Raw genomic sequence first — 20,631 nt, forward strand, 5'->3', positions numbered from 1 at the left:
TATCCGAAGCCATGTTTCTAGCGTCAATTTAGGAACAACAATCTGTATCTGAAAGTGGGTAATGCAACAAGTTATTCACTTAGTTGAAGTGCTTTCAACTAAAGGGTTAGACAACTAATAAAGGTTTATTATGAATAAAACTAAATTGGGCTTAGCGATTGCCGCAGCAGTTCCACTATTCTCTGCTCATAATGCTGTAGCAGCTGAAGAAACGTCAGCAAGTGCTGTAGAACGTATCGAAGTAACAGGTTCACGTATCAAACGTACTGATATGGAAACAGCAAGCCCGGTAACAGTGATTGGTGCTGATGAAATTCGTGCCTCTGGCGCAGCGTCAATTGATGCCGTTTTACAAAAAATGACTGCTGCAAGCGGTGCAATGACTAACCCAGCAGTAAACAATGGTTCTGGTGGTAATGCGCGTGTTGATTTACGCGGTTTAGGTGCACAACGTACATTAGTACTTGTTAATGGTCGTCGTATGATCAACTCAGGTACAGGTGCTGCATCAACCGTTGATTTAAACACAATCCCAGTGTCAATGATCAAACAGGTTGAAGTACTAAAAGATGGTGCTTCAGCAGTATACGGTACTGACGCAGTAGCGGGTGTTGTAAACATTATCTTAAAAGATGATTTCGAAGGTCTAGATATGAACCTTAACGGCGCGATTAGCGGTGAGGGCGATGCAGACGAAACATCATTTGATATCACAATGGGTTCAAGCTTTGACCGCGGTAACGTGGTAATTGGCTTACAATACACAGACCGTGGCGATGCGTCTCAAGCGGACCGCGATTTCTCTGATTGTCCAATCGAAGAAGATTTCGACAATGGTAGCTTCTACTGTGGTGGTTCTCCTTACTCACCGTTCGGTCGCGTATGGGGTGACACTGCTGATCTTCAAGGTAACGCAGACGGCAGCTGGCATGACTATGTAACTGAAAACGATGCGTATAACTTCTCACAGGCGAGCTATTTATATACGCCAATGCGTCGTTTAAACCTAACGGGTGTTGGTAACTTTGACCTAACTGACGATACACGTTTAGTAACTGAATTCACTTACTCAAAGCGTTGGTCAGATCAGCAAATGGCACCACAGCCAGTATGGTTTGATTTTAAATACGATGCTGACGCAATGGGTGATTCACTATTATCTCACGGTGTAGTTGATGGTGAGGAGATCTCTTACGGCCGTCGTATGACTGACGTTGGTCCTCGTGGTTACGAGCAAGTTGTTGATACAGTTCGCGCAGTAATTGGCTTAAACGGTGAATTCGATAACGGTTGGGGCTGGGATACGTCAGTTGTATTCGGTCGTAACGACTCAGTTGACCGCGCTACAAACTTACTAAACATGGGCTCAATTCAAGACGCTATCAGCAAGCAAGAATTCAACCCATTAGATCAAGGCGACTGGTCAAAAGAGAACTTAAAGCCTTACAACTACACTGAAAACAACTCAGGTGGTAGCCAGTTATTAGTTCTTTCAGCTGGTTTAAACGGCGAAGTAATGGAATTACCAGCAGGTTACGTAGGTTTTGCTGCAGGTATCGAGCACCGTGAAGAAAAAGCATGGTATGTGCCAGATTCACTTACATCACAAGGTTTAGCTAACGACCCTCGCGTTGATCCTACAGGCGGCCGTTTTGACGTAAATGAAGCTTACGTTGAATTAGCAGTACCACTTCTAGCTGACGCACCGTTTGCAGAAATGGTTGATTTAAGTGCAGCAGTACGTGCATTCGATTACAGCACATTCGGTTCTGACGAAACGTGGAAACTAGGTTTAACATGGCGTGTAAATGATGAGTTTATGGCTCGTGCAGTACGCTCAACCGCTTTCCGTGCACCAACAGTTAACGAACTATATGCAGGTCAAGGTCCGTCATTTGAGCAAATTGATTTACCATATGCTCAAAAGCAAGCTGAAGTAACGGTTGGTGGTAACGAAAACCTAACACCAGAACAAGCTGACACACTAACAGCTGGTTTTGTATATGCACCATCTTGGTTAGACGGTTTCTCAATGACGGTTGATTACTTTGATATCGAAATTGAAAACGCAATCGCACGTGAAAACGAGCAATACATTGTTGAAACATGTCTTGATGCGACAGGTCAAAACGTTAATAACGATTTAGCACTATGTCAGTTCGCATCTGTTAAATATAACGACAAAACACGTCGTGTAACGTTTAACAACCAACTTAAAAACATTGGTACTGAGCACACTAAAGGTTACGATGTAAACTTCAAGTATACATTCGACGCACTTGGTTTAGCTTGGCGTACTGGTCTAGATGTAACAATTCTAGACGAATACACAGTTGAATCGGCAGGCGCAGGCAGCGTAGATTACGCAGGCCTAATCACTTCGGGTCTAGGTAGCTACGCAGAGCTAAAAACTAACTTAAACCTTAAAGTGTCTGGCGACAACTGGGATGCACAGTACGAAGCGCGTATGATCGATGGTGTTGATGACTACTCATGTCAAAAAGCAGACGCAAAATGTTTAGTACCAAGTGTTGGTACTGTGGTTTACCACGACATCAGCGGTTTTTACATGCTTAATGACACTGTGTCATTACAAGCTGGCGTAAACAACTTATTTGATAAGCAAGCGCCTTACTACACAGGTAACAACGATTCAAACACTGACCCGTACACGTACGATGTACTTGGTCGTCGTTTCTTCGCTGGTGTAAACGTTAAGTTCTAATTTAAGAATAATTAGCGATAAAGCCGCAGGTTAATAACCTGCGGCTTTTTTATTCACAAAACGATCATTGTGATGTCATTCAAATGTAATATTTGACATTAATTATCGAATAAAATGCGTTGTAAACTACTTCAAGAATGCATTTCTCGTCTATTTAATTTACCTGTCACTAAACTGCAAACTAATTGTCATTAAACCCACCTAAGCTCTCGGCAAATCCACAATTGAGTTGAAAGCACATGGGAATCATCAGGAATAGAAGTTTAATTAGTCGTAATAAGCAGCAAGATAATCGCGTTTATGTACCGGCTGATTCAAGGGATAATCAGTATGTGATCGCGGAGATCGCGGTAAATGACGCGCTTGTTGCACAATTATCTGACAAAACACTTAACCCATCGCCAAAAGAATTACTTTCGTTATTGCTTAACAAGGTAAGACGTATTGTCGCAAACCATGAGATAGATTTTGTTGCCTTGATTGCGTCAAACAAGTTTATCCGAGTACGTTATGGTGTTGATAATGAAATTAACACCACTAATGAGCAGCACATCGTTTACTACAACCCAGAAAAAAGTAAAGGCGTGGTGGGTGTATGTGCAGACGATGCAAACGCAATCCACTCTTTTCGCTTAGTGTGTTTCGCTACCGGCGAAAATTTACGTGAAAATGCAGCGTTATTTCATCAAAAAGTTGTGATGTTGGTAAATGAGATTAAAGCGGCGTTTAGCTTTGTTGATGCAATTAAACTACAAGATCACCAACACATTAGTTTCGGACTTGAAAAGCACTCTTCGGCTACCCAATCGAAAGCTCATGGTTTTCGTGTTATTGAAAAACGTTATGAAAGCTCTGGTTTAACCTTGCCGCAAGAGCGCAACAGTAAAGCCTTTATCGTGGTAAAAGCCAATTTTAGTGAGCTACTGAGTGAAAAAGTGCTGAATCATGAATACGATGTCAGTCAGATACATGGTGAAGTATCACACTTGCTTATTCAACTTGCACAAGAAGCTGGCATCAGTCATTTAGCCTATGTTGCATCGAATCGCTACCCGGTTGTTAAGTCAAACTTAGTCTCAGGCAGTGCTAATCAAAACGGTGAGCTAGTGAGTTTAAATTTTGGCAATACAGAACATGAAGTGATCCAATTAATTGACGACGACTACATCAACAGTAACGCCTATTTAGTATTTTACATGCCTGAAAACTGTGTAGTGAAAGCAGGGTATGCTGCCTACATTAACAAGGTGATTAAATTGATTGATAAACTTGGCCAAAAGTTGCACCTCGCTGAGCACGACAAAGCCATGTTACTAAGGTTTTATCAACACTTTAGTTATAAAGCTTGAACCTAAGCTTACATATTTGTCATAGTGTAGGAAAATAAATCAATCAACCACACTATGACAATCCAGTCCAATCAAGAATTTTGTGTACCTTATGTTGAAGGTGATGGTGTAGGCCCAGAGTTAATGAGCTATGCCCGTGCCGTCGCTGATCAGGTGCTTAAAAAGTGCTATGGCGAGCAGCGTAGAATTATTTGGAAAGCTGTACTTTGCGGTGAGAAAGCCGCAGCGCAGTATCAAGGTGATTGGTTTCCTGAAGAAACATTGAATGTAATTGAACAATACAAATGCGCATTAATAGGGCCTATTACCGCACCGATAGGTTATGGTTTTAAATCCCTTAATGTTGCGCTACGCCACGAACTTGGATTGCGCGCGTCGTATACACGATATGTATCACATAATGGTAATTCTCTTTATGTTTTGCGCGATAACAGTGAAGATTTACCGATAAAGCTTGAGTGGCAAACGGATTCATTTGATGGCAATTTACTTGCGACATTTTTAAAAGAAGAGCTAGGTGTCAATAAGGTGCCACTGGCAGAAAAAAGTGTAATGGCACTTAAGTATATTTCAGAAAGTGGCGTAGATATGTTGCTATCTTCTGCAACTGAGCTCGCAAAATCGCGCAATATTAAAAACATTACTATAGTGCACCATGCCAATAGTTTACCGATTTCTGAGGGCAGTGTTGTGCGTTGGGCGCTCAGTTCAATCAAGCGTTACAGTCAAAACTCAGACGATGATTCATTGCCAAAATATGTTGATGATATTGCAATTGATGTGTGCTCTTTGCTGCAGTTTTTCACGCAAAACCGCACAGAGCAGGGCGATACCATTTATATTTCAGCGAACTATTTAGCGACCATTTTAAATGAATATTTTACGGGTAGTTTAGGGCAAATAAACAAGGTAAGCCAAACTAATTTTGGCAATGACATCTGTATTTTTGAACCAAAACACGGACCGTTGCACAGTTTAGTGGGTAGTGATGAGATAACCCCAGTTGCACTGATAAATGCAGTTGTTTCGCTGTTTTATCATTTGGGTTGTTTAGAAGCGGCTAACTATCTAACAAAGGGTTTATTTGAGGCGGAAAAAAGCTTAAAGGATAACACGATATCCTTTAAGCAATTTCAAGAAACATTAGCCTTAACATTAGGCTGATAGTTTTAGTTGTGATTGATAAAGCGGTCGCAAGTAATCAACGCATTGTTGATATACCGACAGCAGCGCTGCATCAATATTCTTAACATCAACGACTTGCGCATTACCTGCGGCAGCAATAAAAGCTGCAAATACTAACGTTGGCGTGGGACAGCTGTATTTATCTTTAATTTCTAATGTTTCACCAGCCAACAGGCGAGCCGTAATGCTTGGTGTTGTAACGCTTGCAAGTTCACAGAGTGATTCATTGCTAATCGTGTGTTCGCACGGCTTAGTAATCGCTTTTCTGATTTTGCCACCAAATTCTTTTAATAGTTTGATGTAATTCTCGATAAACTGCGCCTGACATTCTGCATTATCTAAATGGTAAGTTGCTGTTAGCTGGTTAAATAAGTTTTCTTCGATGTATAAGAATTGATGTTTATGAAATTGACCTGAGCTCATTGTAATGTTCCTCGTTTTTGTTGATAAATTGGCATTTGCCTTAACAAAAAGAGTAACTAACCTAATCAAAATTTAAAAATTGAATAATTCAATTATTGATATAGATGTTGTCTATATTGCGGTGCTAAACCTAAGTTTAACTCGGTAAACTCGATGCAAACTCTGTCAGTTGCTGGCGCAGCCAAGTGTGCGCAGGATCGTAGTGCTTTATGGGGCTCCAAACCATGCTGATTTCTTGCGGCACCATTTGAAATGGCAATGGCAGGGTAACCAATGGTTCGTTTTGAAAACTCGCCAATGCCAAGCGGTTAGGAATAGTAAGCAGTAAACTTGTACTTCCGGTGATTAACGCTTGTGCTTGAAAATGACGGGTAAAAATTTGAATATTACGCTTTTTTTCCATCTGCCAAAGGGCTTCGTCAAGCTCGCCAAGCTTACTGGGATGACTATCTTTTGAAATGCGGTTTTCACTGATAATACCACTGCGACTCACCCAAATATGAGGCTGTGTTAAATAGCTATCAAGACTTGGCATTTGTGCAAACGGATTATCCTGATGACAGATCACCCTAAAATTATCGCGCCATAATCGTTTTTGATGAAATGACGTCGGCGCTTGTTTAAAGCGGTTAATTGCGATATCAACACTGCCTTCTTGCAATTCACCAAGTGAACTGTCGCCAGGGGACGTAATGTTGTAGCTAATATTCGGATAACACTCAGCGGTTTTCGCTATAAACGGAAACAGTAAACAGCTTTCAATATAATCGTTGGTTAAAATTTTAAAGGTGTGTTGCGCAGTAACCGGGTCAAATTGACTGTCGGATTGGGTGATCGATTCACTGAGGCGAATAAACTCATTGATCTGCGGTTTTAGTGCTAATGCTTTTTCAGTTGGTTGCATGCCACCTGCGGTGCGAACCAATAAAGGATCAGAGAAATATTCACGTAGTCGTTTTAATGCAGCACTGACCGTTGGCTGTGTTAAAGCAAGCTTGTTTGCAGCGCGTGAAACACTTCGTTCTTCTAATAAGACGTTTAAATATACCAGCAGATTTAGGTCAATATTGCGAATATTCATAAGTTTCTGTACAAGCTTTGCGTTAAATCAAGGTACAACTTATACCAATTTGAATATTTATGCGATGCTTCTCGCACATAAAAATATGTATTCAGAACAGTTAGATGTGAATGCACTTAGCTTAATAATAAATATGTTTGTGCGGTAATTACGGCTTAGTATTAGTTAAACTTAGCGTTATTTAAAAATAAAAAAAGCCGAGATAGCTCGGCTTTTTTACGGTATCGGCAATAAGCGATTAAAGGCCTTTCTCTGAGTAAAGGGTTACTTTACCGCCTACAAAGGTTACCTTAATGTTTGTGCTGTCATTGCCCCAAGTACAGTCTGTGTGCATGGTTTTTTCTTCACATTGTGATGCGCTGCCAAGGATCGCTTCAACTTCTTGCTTGTCTTGACCTACTTTAATTTTTTCGTAGTTTTCTAAGGTCACTTTTGAACATGCAGTTAACGTAAGTAGTGCAGCAGCAGTAATAAATAATTTTTTCATAAGACAAAGTCCTTAATGGTTATAACGACGAATTTGCATAATAATGCCGAGCTTTGGATGGTCGAAATAATGTATTTCGGAGCTTATCACACGACGGAATTGTGAAAATCGTTCGGTTTTTAATACAGTTTCAGTGAGTTGTTGCAAAGCTAAGCCATTGTCACCATCTGTAAAGTTGATGTTGTCAACGGTCTGTTCCACTAACTCGTTAAGATCAAAATCGGCTTCAATATTGAGATAATTGCGACGAATAAATACTTTAAATTTGCCTTGTAGCTGCCATGTTTGTTCAGTTAAAAGCGGGCTAGGAGTGTTTTCGAACGGTTCAACGTTGTTAACAATATCGTTTGGAAACGCATCTATGTCTGAACTTTGCGGCACGCCATTTAAATCAATTGCCTCGCTTTGTCCAAATCGCGTATATTCATTAAGTATTTGTTCAAGTGATTTCTCATTTTCTGATCTATTAATAACTGCCGATAGGTTCTTTCCACCATACAAGTACATAGGTGTCGCGTTACGAATATTACTTTCAGGTTGGCGCCAACCGGTGTGCAATAACGGCGTTAAGCCACGTCGTTTTAAGCGGCTTACGGTTTCGTTAAGCTCTAGCTGCTCTTTTGATAACAAGTAAATGTAATCGGTGTGTTCGAACGTCAGTGCATCTGGGGTAAGCGGTAACGCCTCTAATTCGGCTACATTGCTATAACGTTGGCACTCAAGCTGCGCTAAGTTATCAAGTTCATCATCGTTATTAATTTGTGATGATGTCTCAAACGCTTCAATAACGTCATCGTTACTAATGGCAGGCTGGTCAAGGCCGTCAATCTGGTCGCCATTTTCATTATCGACTTCGATACCCATGCATTCTTTATATTTCACATTTTGCAGTTCTTGATAGGCTTCAGCGATAATGTCTTTACTGTTAGTGTAGTTAATCGCTGGGAAGTCTTCGGCTGAAAGATCTTCTTTTAATTCGCTGTCGGTGGGTCTTTCAAAAAAGATCAATTCAATATCAAACCAACGTAAATTGGCGCTGGCCATAAAACTTGCGCTAAGCAGGCTTAACGGCAAAACATATTTTATTATCATTATTTTACAACCTTTTGGGCAAAGTCTCTTAGCATTGCAGTAACGAGCTTTAAGCGCTCTTGGTTATTCTTTTCTTCAATCATAAAGCGCAATTTACTGGCGCCTTCCATCTTATAAAATTGCGGATTGGATTGCAGTAATCCAATAATAAAGCTTGGATCGACTTTAGTATCTTGGCCAAATTCAAAATAACCGCCTTTGATATTGGCATCAATCTTAGTTATACCAAGGCTTGAGGCTGTAATTTTGAGTTGTTGAATTGCAAATAGGTTTTGCAACGCTTCTGGTAGTAAACCAAATCGGTCAATTAATTCAACTGACAATTCATCCATTGCATCTTTATCGGTGCAACTTGCAATACGTTTGTACATGCTTAAGCGTGTATTTACATCATGAATGTAGTCGTTTGGAATAAGCGCAGGAATTTTTAAATCAACGTCGCTTTGTTTACGCAATAAATTATCAAGGCTTGGCTCTTTACCTTGTTTTAATGCTTCAACAGCTTGGTCGAGCATTTCCATATACAAGCTAAAGCCAATGCTCTCAATTTGACCGCTTTGCTCATCACCTAATAGTTCACCCGCACCACGAATTTCTAAATCGTGCGTTGCTAAAGTAAAACCAGCACCAAGATCTTCAAGTGATGAAATCGCTTCTAAACGTTTCTTTGCATCTTTACTGATCAGTTTTTCATTTGGTGTCAGTAAATAAGCGTAGGCTTGGTGATGACTTCGACCAACGCGGCCACGTAATTGGTGTAATTGTGCAAGGCCAAAACGGTCGGCTCTATCAATCAAAATGGTATTTGCGGTTGGAATATCAATACCAGTTTCAATAATCGTGGTACACACCAACACGTTAAATTTTTGGTGATAAAAATCCGACATTAATGATTCGAGTTCTTTCTCGCGCATTTGCCCGTGGGCGTACTGAACATTTGCTTCAGGTACTAATGTAGCAATGTCGCTCGCAAAGCTGTCGATGGTTTCAACATTGTTATGTAAGAAGTAAACCTGACCACCGCGTTTAATTTCACGAATGATTGCTTCTTTAATCAGTTCATCGTCGTTTTGACGAACGAAGGTTTTGACTGCTAACCGTTTAGCCGGTGGGGTGGCAATAATTGATAAATCGCGCATGCCACTCATTGCCATATTCAGCGTACGCGGAATTGGCGTTGCGGTGAGCGTTAAAATATCAACATCAGCACGTAACGACTTAATTTTTTCTTTTTGGCGTACGCCAAAACGGTGTTCTTCATCAACAATCAGTAAGCCAAGATCATCAAACTTTATGTCTTGCTGCAGTAATTTATGTGTTCCAACAACAATATCAATTTTACCTTCGGCTAAGCCTTCAAGCGTTTGTTTTTGCTCTTTGGCGGTTTTAAATCGCGACAATAAGGCGACTTCAACGGCAGAGTTGGCGAAACGGTCTTTAAAGTTTTCAAAATGCTGTTGAGCGAGCAGGGTAGTTGGCACTAAAACTGCAACTTGCTTAGAGTCGTTTACTGCGACAAACGCGGCGCGCATTGCAACTTCAGTTTTACCAAAGCCAACATCACCGCACACCAAACGATCCATTGCTTGCGCTTTTTGCATATCATTCAGCACGGCACCAATGGCATTTTGTTGGTCATCGGTTTCTTCAAACGGAAAGCTATCGGCAAATTGGCGATAAGCGCTGCTGTCATGGTTAAATGCGTGACCTGGCTTAACTTCGCGCTGGGCATAAATATCAAGTAATTCAGCGGCAACATCGCGGACTTTTTCGGCGGCACGACGTTTGGCTTTTTCCCACGCTTCGGAGCCCAGTTTATTGAGTGGAGCAGTTTCTAAGTCGCCACCTGAATAACGCGATAATAAATGCAGTGATGCCACAGGCACATAAAGCTTCGCGTCGTTTAAATAATGAATGGTAACAAACTCAGTACTGACACCTCCGGCGTCAATGGTTTCTAGCCCTTGGTAACGGCCGACACCGTGATCTAAATGTACTATGGGTTGACCAATTTGCAGTTCAGCAAGGTTACGAATGATTGAGTCTTGACTGACTTCGTATTTATGTTTGCGACGGCGTCTTTGAGATATTTTTACACCAAGCAGCTCTTGCTCAGTGATAATGCATAAGTTCTGCGTAGTAAGGTGAATGCTTTGCTCAAGCGGTGAAACAATTAAGCCAACATCACTGTTTGCTGCTACAAATTGATCAATAGACTCGAACTCTGAAAGCTTTAACCCAGTTGGTTTCAGCAAGGTTAATAATGATTCACGGCGGCCGTCACTTTCTACTGAAAATAAAATACGCGTGTTATTACTTTTTAACGCGCTAATGTAGTTTAAGACGTGTTCAAACGGCTGCTTAAGTTGATGGTTTACACGGATATCAGGCACTGCATCAAGGGCGATATTGCTATTGCCTGCTTTCGTACCAAGCATTGCTTGAGAGAGCGCAACGCGCGGGGAACCATTTAGCGCAGAAAATAAGTTTTCTACATTAAGATAAAGCTTTGACGGTTCGAGCAGTGGGCGTAATGGATCAACTTTACGATTTTCGAAGCGTTTTTCAATATCTTGCCAAGTTTCACGGCAGCTGTGTTCAATATCGCCCAAGGTAAAAATAACGTTGTCACTTGGTAAATAATCAAACAGGGTTGCAGTGTTATCAAAAAACAATGGTAAATAATATTCAATACCTGCGGGTAAACTACCTTGGCTGACTTGTGAATAGACAGAGCCTTTTTCATGCGCCATGCCAAAGGTTTCACGATAGTTAATACGAAAACGCTCTATGTCATCTTCGTCGGTACCAAATTCGTGCGCGGGCAATAAGTCAATTTCTTGAATGTTGTCCCGTGAGCGTTGGGTCTCCGGATCAAATTGGCGAATCGAGTCAATTTCATCATCAAATAAATCAATACGCAGCGGCGTATTACTGCCCATCGGGAATAGATCGATGATGGAACCACGAATCGCAAATTCACCATGGGCCATTACTTGTTGTACGTTGATATAGCCAACCGACTCGAGAGCGGTGCGCAACGTCATGCTATCGAGTGTGTCACCAACTTTATATTTGATTGCCTTACCGTAAATAAATTCACACGGTGCGGTACGCAACATAAGCCCCTCAATAGGCACAATCAACACTCCATTATGCTGATTTCTAAGCTGACTTAATAGGCTTAAGCGCTGGGAAATTATATCTTGGTGCGGCGAAAAATGGTCGTAAGGCAAGGTTTCCCAGTCTGGAAATAAGTTAACTGGGATACTTGGCAATAGGTAATTTAGCTCAGCTTCAAGCTTAAGCGCCTGCTGCGTGTTTTGAGTGACAATTAATTTAAATCCAGCGTGGCTTTTTACCGCATCTGAAATTGCTAAACTTAAGGCTGAACCTGCTAAATTGCCCCACGCAATTTTGTCGTTTTGGGTTTTGATCCAGGGTAAGTTAAGCCACTGACTTTGCATTAATGTCACTCCTTACTAATCTCGGTATAATTTCGTTAGATCTTGGTAATGGTCGATACGACGGTCACGTAAATACGGCCAAATACGACGTACGGATTCACTGCGTGCACGATCGATATCGGCATACAGGATTTCATCGTCATTATTTGACGCGTGCGCCAAAATTTCGCCCTGTGGACCAGTAATAAAACTATTGCCCCAGAACTGAATGCCCTTACTTTGCTCGCTTGGATCGGCTTCATGGCCTTGGCGGTTACAGGCAATCACAGGCAGTCCATTTGATACCGCGTGAGCACGCTGGGCAATAACCCAAGCATCAAGTTGACGTTGTTGTTCAGCACTGTCGTCGTCTAAATCCCAGCCAATGGCAGTTGGGTAAATTAAAAACTCTGCACCTGCCATTGCCATTAAACGCGCAGCTTCAGGGAACCATTGATCCCAGCATACTAACACGCCAAGTTTACCAATTGAGGTCTCGATTGGTTGAAAACCTAAATCGCCCGGTGTGAAGTAAAACTTTTCATAAAAGCCAGGGTCATCAGGAATATGCATTTTACGGTAAGTGCCCGCGATTTCACCGTCAGTATCAAGTACAACGGCGGTATTGTGATACAAGCCCGTTGCACGTTTTTCAAATAATGAGGTAACAATAACGACATTTAACTCTTTGGCAAGGGCACCGTAAAGCGCTGTACTTGGGCCTGGAATCGATTCTGCTAAGTCAAAGTTATCGGTACTTTCGACTTGGCAAAAGTAAAGACTGCGATGCAGTTCTTGCAATACAATTAACTTGGCACCATTTTTTGCGGCCTCTTTTATGCCAAGTACTGTTTTGTCTTGGTTATGCTGTAAATCACCGCTATTTGAATGTTGAATTGCCGCAACTTTAATCGTTTGAGACATAATTAGCTCCGTAAAAAACCGTAAGGTAATTGCATGGTAATACAGTGTAAGCTGCCAAATTGGTGAATTAATGGCAGACAGTCAATACCAACAACTTGATGTTGAGGGTAGGCTGCTGCGATTACATCAAGTGCAGCTTGATCATTAGCATCTTGGTAAGTAGGTACCAATACCTTGTTATTGATAATTAAATAATTGGCATAGGTTGCTGGAAGGCGCTCGCCATCGTTATCGTATTTCGCGTGTGGCCAAGGTAAGGCGTGCAAAGTATAAGGCTCGCCACTTTTTGTAGTGAATGTCTGTAACTGCTTAGCCATTGCGTCTAACGCTTGAAAGTGCTCATCGTTTTGATCAGGGCAAGAAACGTAAACTAAGGCATCATTTGGCGCAAAACGCACTAACGTGTCGATATGGCTGTCGGTATCGTCTCCTGCAAGGTAACCGTGATCAAGCCAAAGAAAGTGATTAACGCCTAATAATTCCGTTAGCTTTGCTTCTAGCTGTGCTTTGTTTAAATTGTTTTCACGATTGTCGTTTAATAAGCATTCGCTGGTTGTTAACAGTGTGCCGTTACCATCGCTTTCAATACCACCACCTTCGAGTGCCAGCGGCACTTTTTGTGATGAAGCGTTATTGGCTAATACTGTGTTAAATAGCTGCTGATTAATCGCATTATCAAGTTCTGATTGAAACTTATTACCCCAGCCATTGAAGGTAAAATCAAGGGCATGAAGAGTGTCACCACGATATGTGCTAATTGGCCCATGGTCACGCGCCCACGTATCATTAGTTGGGCATACAACAAAATGGACCTTGTCTAGTGTTAGGTCGTTGCTATGAAAAAGCGTACTAATATGTTGTTTTAGCGCATCATTATGCGCAACAATCACAAGTGCTTGCTGCGACAGAATTTCTTTTGCGATAGCAAGGTAGGTGAGCTCAACTTGAGGCAAAATATCGGCCCAATCAGTATCTTTATGCGGCCAAGTTAAAAGCACGGCATCTTGCAATGCCCATTCAGCTGGAAAAACAGTGTTCATAGTAGTTAACAAGGGTAATTTTGGCCAATATTAGCAAATGGCGACACTATTTATTAGTGTTTAATTGATGTTTTTCTTTGATTGCTTCTTTTTTAACACTTTGGCTTGTGTATGCAGGCTTGCTCTAACCATAAGCTCTTGATCTTGCTCTCGAATGTGGCTGAATATAAATCGTGTCTTATATCCATCTTGGTGCGGTTCACTATCCACAACTTGGGTAAAGCAAAACACTGCTGCCGCTTCATCCGCTAAAAACAGTTTGCTCCGAAAAAAACTGTTGGGGGTATAGGAAGTGTTTGTTTGCAGTACAAAGCCGCTGCCACCAAAACTTACCGTTTCTAGCTGAGCTTCGTCTTCATTTTCCGTCGCTAATATATGCGACAAAATAAGGTCAATTTTACGTGACTGTAATTTAAGGTACTGCGCTAAATCATCTGCTACATCACCTAACTGTCTGAGTGGGCGAAGGGCGGTTTGCTCTAGCACGTTTACTTCATTGGCTAGTTTAAATAGCGGTGGGATTATTCTGTCTATGTCACTGTCATCGCTAGGCAATTTATCTTCGTTAACCTGTTCTAAGTTAATGCTAATTGCGTGTTCGATTTGAAAGTATTGATTAAATTGTTCGATGAGGTCGGACATATGCATTGTAAATAATTAAATAATAAATAATCTTAGCCCGAACAGGGGAGTTCAGGCAAAGAATTTATTTAACTTTCAGTTAGCTGCCGGTGAACGGCACGTTCTCGATAACTTCTAACGACTGATTAAGTGCCTCAAGTCGTGTATTTACAAAACGCTCTTTACCGATTAATTCATCAATGCCAAGCCTTTCAAGTTGATGTTTAGCATCATTATTTGGGCAATATAAAAAGACTTCACAGCGTGCTTCTATAGCATCTTTAATGGCATTTTCTAAGGCGAGGCCAACGGTCATATCGATCATTGGTACATCACTTAAATCTAGGATCATCGCTTTGTACTTATGTACAGAAGAATGCTGACGAGAAATCGCTTTAGATACACTGAAAATCATTGGACCCGACAAGTAAAAGAACAGAATATTGCCTTTTGCTTTGTCTAAAATTGCGCGCTCTTGTTTATTTAACGGTACATCATCGTCATCAGCATCACTAATAGCTTTGACTTGTTTTGCCTGCTCACGACTTAATCGTTCAATCACGATGATATTTGAGATAAATACACCCAAACCAACCGCAATAAGTAAGTCAACAAAAACAGTTAATAGCATTACCGCATACATAATCGCGGTTTGCTGCATGCTGGCTTTGTGTGCGCGCTGCAAAAAACTCCAATCGAGAATCGAGATACCAACATACAGCGCGATACCTGCAAGCACCGCCATTGGAATTGGCTCAATTAAACTGCCCGCAACTAATACCACAAGCATCAAAATAACGGCGCGAATAATTGCCGCGGCAGGAGATCGAGAACCCACTTGAATACTTACAACTGTGCCCATGGTTGCGCCTGCGCCCGGCAGTGCGCCAAATAAACCTGAGATCATGTTAGCAATACCTTGACCTTTTAGTTCTTTATTTGAATCGTGTTCTTGACGCGTTAATGAATCCGAGATTACGGCAGTCAACAGGGTATCAATACAACCAAGTGTGCCAAGTACCATGGCCTCAATGATCATGGTAACGAATTGGTCGGCGGTAAATGTCGGGAATACTAAATTAGGTAATCCAGTTGGAATTTCACCGATACGGCGAATCGATTCATCGCTAAATAAAATTACGGAAACAAGCGTAATTGCGATAAGTGCAACGAGTTGAGCGGGGATATATTTACGGTATTTCTTTGGGAAGTAAAATAAGATACCGAGCGTTGCAAGACCTAAAAATAATTCTGAAAAGTGAAGATTGAAAATTAAACTGGGGAGTTCAGTCAGCGTGCCGACTACGCCACCAGATGGCGTTTGATGGCCTAAAAGTGGTGCTAATTGTAAGATAATTAAAATAACACCAATGCCTGACATAAAACCGGAGATAACACTGTAAGGCATTAAGGTAACGTATTTACCCAGTTTTAATGAACCAAGTAAAAATTGAAATGCGCCGGCCATCATCACCACGGTAAAGGCCATTGCCATGCCTTGCTCTGGATGTTTGGCCATCATTGCAGTGAGTACTGCGGTCATTATCACGGTCATCGGACCGGTCGGCTCAGAAATGAGCGAGTTAGAACCACCAAACAGTGCAGCGAATAAGCCCACTAAAATAGCGCCCCAGATACCGGCTTCGGCACCCGCGCCTGACGCCACACCAAAGGCTAGGGCAAGTGGTAGTGAGATAATTGCAGTAGTGACACCACCAAATAAGTCACCACGGAGTTGAAAGTGCTTAAATCGCTCGAACAAAAGGCATACCCCTATATTGCAGACGCGGTATTCTACCTAGACTGTTTAAATAGTTACAGTAGCTTAGCTGGAATTATGGCAAAAATTTCACTGATCAGATCTGTTATTCTGAGATTGCCTAGAAAATAATACACTTCTTATTAATAAGTGTTAAACTTCCAAAAAATTACACTTATTAAACAATCAGTAATCTATGTTTCAGCCAGTTAGTTTGTTTATTGGCATGCGCTATGCGAAATTAGCCAAGGGCAACGGCTTTATCTCCTTTATTTCATTTTTCTCTATCGCGGGTATTACGCTTGGTATTATTGCGTTAATTTGTGTGACCAGCGTAATGAACGGGTTTGAGAACCGACTTAAGCAATCTATGCTTCAAATTACGCCGCATTTATCTGTTGCACTACCTGATAAGCAAAACCACCCCTTATATCAAACCTTGGCAACACATTCAGATGTTACCTCAATATCACGTTTTAAAAGCAGTGAAGGGTTGGTTGTGTCAAATACTAAATTATTAGCGGCAAAAATTTATGGCATAGATGATAGCCAAGACACGCCTTTGACAGCCATGCTTAATAGTGAAACCGTTAAACAATTGGCGAACACTAAATATTCGGTAGCGATTACGCGGCGCTTAGCAACAGAGCTTAATGTTTTTGTCGGCGATAAAATTCGCTTAATGCTACCGAGTGTCACTACCTTTACCCCAGTTGGACGTATGCCATCGCAACGTTTATTTACCGTTGCAGTACTGCTTGATAACAGCGCGTTTCACAGTCAGGTAATTTTAACGAGTACATCAAACTTATTAAGACTTAATCGTATAAAACCATCGAGTTTTGACGAATTTGCACTGTATTTAACCGATCCATTTAAATTAGATGACCTAATTAATGACATGCCAGAGCTGAAAACGCTGAAGGTAGCAGATTGGAAAGATACCCAAGGTTCGCTCTTTTCTGCAGTGGCAATGGAAAAGCGCATTATGAGTTTATTACTTGGACTGATTATTTTAGTTGCGGTATTTAATATTCTCTCGGCTTTGACCATGATGGTATCTGAAAAACAGTCTGAAATTGCTATTTTACAAACCTTAGGTTTAACACCCAACGGTGTGTTACAGGTATTTATGGTACAAGGTTTATACAATGGCTTAGTTGGCAGTGTACTTGGGGTATTACTTGGTCTAGCTGTTGCACTAAACATTAATGAAATATTAGCACTGATTGGCATTCAAATTATTGCAGGTATGCAGTTACCGGTCGATGTCTCTTGGTTACAAGTAGGTGTGATCTTTACGTTAAGTATTGCGATGAGCTATTTAGCCACTTTTTATCCCGCTAGACGCGCTGCGAAATTAGCACCAGCACAGGTTTTACGATATGAATAATCACCTAGTAGTAAAATGTGAACACCTCGCTAAGTCTTATCAAGATGGCGATGTTAAAGTTGATATTTTAGATGATTTAAATTTAACCCTCGAAGCGGGCACAACACTTGCCATTGTTGGCAGCTCAGGTTCGGGAAAAAGTACGCTATTACATTTGCTTGGTACATTAGATAAGCCTAATAGCGGTAAAATCGAAATAAAAGGTGTCGATACAACGACGCTTAATCGCAAGCAGCAAGCCGATTTTCGTAATAAGCACATTGGTTTTATATATCAATTTCACCATTTACTGATGGAGTTTAGTGCGCTTGAAAATGTAATGCTGCCGCTATTGATTGGGGGAATGGCAAAATCAGACGCCAAAATCCAAGCAAGTGAAATGCTCGAAAACGTGGGATTAAGTCATCGAATTACGCATAAACCGGATCAACTCTCGGGTGGTGAACGTCAGCGTGTTGCCATTGCCCGTGCGCTTATCACCAAACCTGCATTAGTGCTTGCTGATGAACCGACAGGTAACCTTGATAAAGATAATGGCGAGAACATATACGAACTGATTAACCAGTTAAAAACCACCCACAATACTGCGTTTATTGTGGTGACCCATGATTTAGAGTTAGCGGCAAAGCTTGATAAAGCCATGTTTATTAAACAGGGAAAGTTGGTTAGCCAATGAGTTTAAGTGTTTATTTAGTTAAAGGCTTTCGACGCGGCAAAGGCGATACCACGGTTAGTGGCTTTTTTAGTAAGTCATCAACAATTGGTATTTCACTTGGTGTGGCGGTGCTTATTTTGGCGCTATCGGTGATTAACGGCTTTGAAGTTGCACTAAAAGAGCGCTTATTAAGCGTTATTCCACATATTGAGTATTATGCGCCAGCAAAACCGCTGGATAATTTCGCTTCTCATCAAGAAAAACTACTCAGTCACCCAGAAGCGGTCGCAGTTGCCCCTTATATTAAGCTAAATGCAATGGTGTCGCACAAAGGTAAAATGCATGGCGTGCTATTAAAAGGCGTCGATCCAGAGTTAGACGCGACCGTGTCAGACAGCGCTAAGTACATTTCCCCTAAAAGCAGCGTTAATCTTGAAAAGGGTGAGCTTATTCTCGGTAAGGCTCTGGCAAATAAGTTACAGCTGGAAATTGGCGATATGGTATCTGTGTTACTGCCAGAGCCGGGCACTCAATCGCTCGCGAGTATTAAGCGAATTAATTTAAGCTTAGTTGGCACCATTAATTTAGGTGGTCAACTTGATATGAATTTTGGCCAAATTACATTAAGCCAAGCGCAACAGCTAAAAAATGTGAGCAATACCCAGTTTGATGGGCTGCAAGTTAAGATACGTGATGTATTTAATGTGCGAAACAGTGCGCTTGCGATAGGTCAAAAATTAGATGAATTGGTGTATATCGAAACCTGGTACCGTAGTCAGGGCAATTTGTATCAAGATATACAAATGGTGCGCTTAATTGTTTACATCACGGTGTTTTTAATTGTTGCTGTTGCCAGCTTTAATATTGTCTCTACCTTGATTATGGAAGTGAAAGAAAAGAGCGCGAGTATTGCGATTTTAAAAACCATGGGTGCAACCGATGGCACAATTGTGCGCTGCTTTTTACTGCAAGGTATTCATCAGGCGGCAATAGGGTTAGGTATTGGCTTGATTCTAGGCATTATTTTATCGCTGACAGTAAGCGATATTTATTTATTAATAAGTGAATTGCTAGGCAAAAATGTGTTGTCTGGTGTTTACTTTATAGACTATCTACCAAGTCAGCTTAACGTAAACGATTTACTGATCACCACGGTGATTACGTTTACAATGGCGATAATTGCGTGCATTTATCCAGCAGTTAAAGCCAGCAAAACGGACCCTGCAAAAATACTAGGACATTAAATGCTGATAGATGAACGGCTTACCTTAATGGCGGCAATACTGGTTTACTTTTTAGGTAAATGGTTAAACCGTCGTTATAAGCCGTTACAAAGCTTTAATATTCCAGAAGCCGTTACCGGCGGCATTGTTGCCTCAAGTTTAGCGGCTTTGTCGTTTTATGTTTTCAATACTGAAATCACATTCTCACTTCAACAGCGCGATGTGCTACTCATCATTTTCTTTACCACGATTGGCTTAAATGCACAGTTAGATAGCCTAATAAAAGGCGGTAAAAGCTTAATGATTCTATTACTACTGGCAGTCGGCTTTTTAATCTTACAAAACCTTGTTGGGATTGGTGTATTTACCTCGTTTGGCATGCCACCGGTGAGCGGATTGCTAGGTGGCTCGATTTCATTAAGCGGTGGGCATGGCACGGCAATCGCCTGGTCGCCATTTTTTAGTGAGCAGTATCAGATTGAAGGGGCGTTGGAACTCGCTTTGGCGTGCGCGACATTTGGCTTAATTTTTGGTGGTGTGCTTGGTGGTCCTATCGCGAAGTTCATAATAGAGAAACACCAGTTAAAACAAACGGTTTATTCTGCTAAGCCACTGAAAGTTGGGGTTTCCCATGACAATGCGAAATTTGCAAGTGTTAACATAGATCAGTTTCTGATCAGTATCTTTGTTATTTTACTGGCAATTGGACTAGGTAATCGTATTGAAGCCGCATTAGTTTATTTTGATTTTGAATTACCATTTTTTGTATGTTGTCTGTTTGCCGGCATCATTATTAGTAACACGGTACCACGCTTAATATCAGTCAAGCTTTGGCCTACCAATAGTGCGTCGTTGTCGTTTATTTCCGATGTCTGCTTAGGGCTATTTTTAGCAATGTCGTTAATGAGTATTAAGATTTGGACATTGACGAGTTTAGCAATGCCATTTGTTGTGTTACTTGTTTTTCAAGTGTTGGCGACAATACTCTATAGCACCTATGTTGTGTTTCCTAGTCTAGGTAAGAACTACGATGCAGCGGTAATGGCTTCTGGCTATGCTGGGTTGACCTTAGGCGCGACACCAACAGCAATTGCTAATATGACGGCGGTTACGCAACATTATTCGCCTTCAGCTAAAGCATTTATTGTTGTACCTTTGGTTGGCGCATTCTTTATTGATATTGTAAATGCGTTGGTGATTAATCAATTTATTAGTTGGCTGGGATGAT

The 20,631-nt window shown here is 41.2% G+C and carries 16 protein-coding genes; 7 read left to right on the forward strand and 9 right to left on the reverse strand.

What is annotated here, in order from left to right; translation table 11 throughout:
- The first annotated feature begins 130 nt into the window (after positions 1 to 130).
- The 3 genes from PSPO_RS06680 to PSPO_RS06690 all read left to right on the forward strand — a co-directional run bounded on the left by PSPO_RS06680 (position 131) and on the right by PSPO_RS06690 (position 5,238).
- Positions 131 to 2,725: a TonB-dependent receptor gene (locus PSPO_RS06680; RefSeq protein WP_010560211.1), complete on the forward strand. Its 2,595-nt coding sequence runs from the start codon at positions 131 to 133 to the stop codon at positions 2,723 to 2,725.
- Positions 2,726 to 2,964: 239 nt separating this feature from the next.
- Entirely contained in the window at positions 2,965 to 4,074 is a 1,110-nt protein-coding gene (locus PSPO_RS06685) for a DUF3083 family protein (protein ID WP_148665231.1), read from the forward strand.
- Positions 4,075 to 4,128: 54 nt separating this feature from the next.
- Positions 4,129 to 5,238, forward strand: coding sequence for an isocitrate/isopropylmalate family dehydrogenase (locus PSPO_RS06690; RefSeq protein WP_010560209.1), 1,110 nt, complete (start codon positions 4,129 to 4,131; stop codon positions 5,236 to 5,238).
- On the opposite strand, the gene PSPO_RS06695 is transcribed toward PSPO_RS06690, so the two are convergent.
- The 9 genes from PSPO_RS06695 to PSPO_RS06735 all read right to left on the reverse strand — a co-directional run bounded on the left by PSPO_RS06695 (position 5,230) and on the right by PSPO_RS06735 (position 16,135).
- Positions 5,230 to 5,682, reverse strand: a complete 453-nt coding sequence (locus PSPO_RS06695; RefSeq protein ID WP_010560208.1) for a hypothetical protein — start codon at positions 5,680 to 5,682, stop codon at positions 5,230 to 5,232. The genes PSPO_RS06690 and PSPO_RS06695 overlap by 9 nt on opposite strands.
- A 136-nt stretch (positions 5,683 to 5,818) precedes the next feature.
- Entirely contained in the window at positions 5,819 to 6,763 is a 945-nt protein-coding gene (locus PSPO_RS06700) for a LysR family transcriptional regulator (protein ID WP_010560207.1), read from the reverse strand.
- Positions 6,764 to 7,001: 238 nt separating this feature from the next.
- Entirely contained in the window at positions 7,002 to 7,250 is a 249-nt protein-coding gene (locus PSPO_RS06705) for a hypothetical protein (protein WP_010560206.1), read from the reverse strand.
- 12 nt (positions 7,251 to 7,262) lie between these two features.
- On the reverse strand, positions 7,263 to 8,342 hold the full coding sequence (locus tag PSPO_RS06710; protein WP_010560205.1) for a CsiV family protein: 1,080 nt from the start codon (positions 8,340 to 8,342) through the stop codon (positions 7,263 to 7,265).
- Positions 8,342 to 11,809: a transcription-repair coupling factor gene (mfd, locus tag PSPO_RS06715; protein ID WP_010560204.1), complete on the reverse strand. Its 3,468-nt coding sequence runs from the start codon at positions 11,807 to 11,809 to the stop codon at positions 8,342 to 8,344. Before mfd ends, PSPO_RS06710 begins: the two co-directional genes overlap by 1 nt.
- Before the next feature lie 15 nt (positions 11,810 to 11,824).
- Positions 11,825 to 12,712, reverse strand: coding sequence for a carbon-nitrogen hydrolase (locus PSPO_RS06720; protein WP_010560203.1), 888 nt, complete (start codon positions 12,710 to 12,712; stop codon positions 11,825 to 11,827).
- Between the two features lie 2 nt (positions 12,713 to 12,714).
- Positions 12,715 to 13,752 (reverse strand): agmatine deiminase family protein, encoded by a 1,038-nt coding sequence (locus PSPO_RS06725; protein ID WP_010560202.1) that lies wholly within the window; start codon positions 13,750 to 13,752, stop codon positions 12,715 to 12,717.
- 60 nt (positions 13,753 to 13,812) lie between these two features.
- Positions 13,813 to 14,394, reverse strand: a complete 582-nt coding sequence (locus PSPO_RS06730) for a PilZ domain-containing protein (protein WP_010560201.1) — start codon at positions 14,392 to 14,394, stop codon at positions 13,813 to 13,815.
- Positions 14,395 to 14,473: 79 nt separating this feature from the next.
- Positions 14,474 to 16,135: a SulP family inorganic anion transporter gene (locus tag PSPO_RS06735; RefSeq protein ID WP_010560200.1), complete on the reverse strand. Its 1,662-nt coding sequence runs from the start codon at positions 16,133 to 16,135 to the stop codon at positions 14,474 to 14,476.
- Between the two features lie 193 nt (positions 16,136 to 16,328).
- Between PSPO_RS06735 and PSPO_RS06740 the strand changes: the two genes are divergently transcribed.
- From PSPO_RS06740 to gltS, 4 genes are read left to right on the forward strand one after another with little or no spacing between them, the layout of a single operon-like run.
- Positions 16,329 to 17,525, forward strand: coding sequence for a lipoprotein-releasing ABC transporter permease subunit (locus PSPO_RS06740; protein WP_010560199.1), 1,197 nt, complete (start codon positions 16,329 to 16,331; stop codon positions 17,523 to 17,525).
- The gene (gene lolD / locus PSPO_RS06745; protein ID WP_010560198.1) at positions 17,518 to 18,201 is read left to right on the forward strand and encodes a lipoprotein-releasing ABC transporter ATP-binding protein LolD; all 684 of its coding nucleotides are present in this window, start codon (positions 17,518 to 17,520) and stop codon (positions 18,199 to 18,201) included. The genes PSPO_RS06740 and lolD overlap by 8 nt, the downstream gene beginning before the upstream one ends.
- On the forward strand, positions 18,198 to 19,424 hold the full coding sequence (locus tag PSPO_RS06750) for an FtsX-like permease family protein (RefSeq protein ID WP_010560197.1): 1,227 nt from the start codon (positions 18,198 to 18,200) through the stop codon (positions 19,422 to 19,424). The genes lolD and PSPO_RS06750 overlap by 4 nt, the downstream gene beginning before the upstream one ends.
- Positions 19,425 to 20,630 carry a sodium/glutamate symporter gene (gene gltS, locus PSPO_RS06755; protein WP_010560196.1) on the forward strand — a complete coding sequence of 402 codons (1,206 nt, stop codon included), beginning with the start codon at positions 19,425 to 19,427 and terminating at the stop codon, positions 20,628 to 20,630. It begins immediately after the preceding gene.
- The last annotated feature ends 1 nt before the right edge of the window (position 20,631 follow it).

This window comes from Pseudoalteromonas spongiae UST010723-006, from assembly GCF_000238255.3.
Lineage (GTDB): Bacteria > Pseudomonadota > Gammaproteobacteria > Enterobacterales > Alteromonadaceae > Pseudoalteromonas > Pseudoalteromonas spongiae.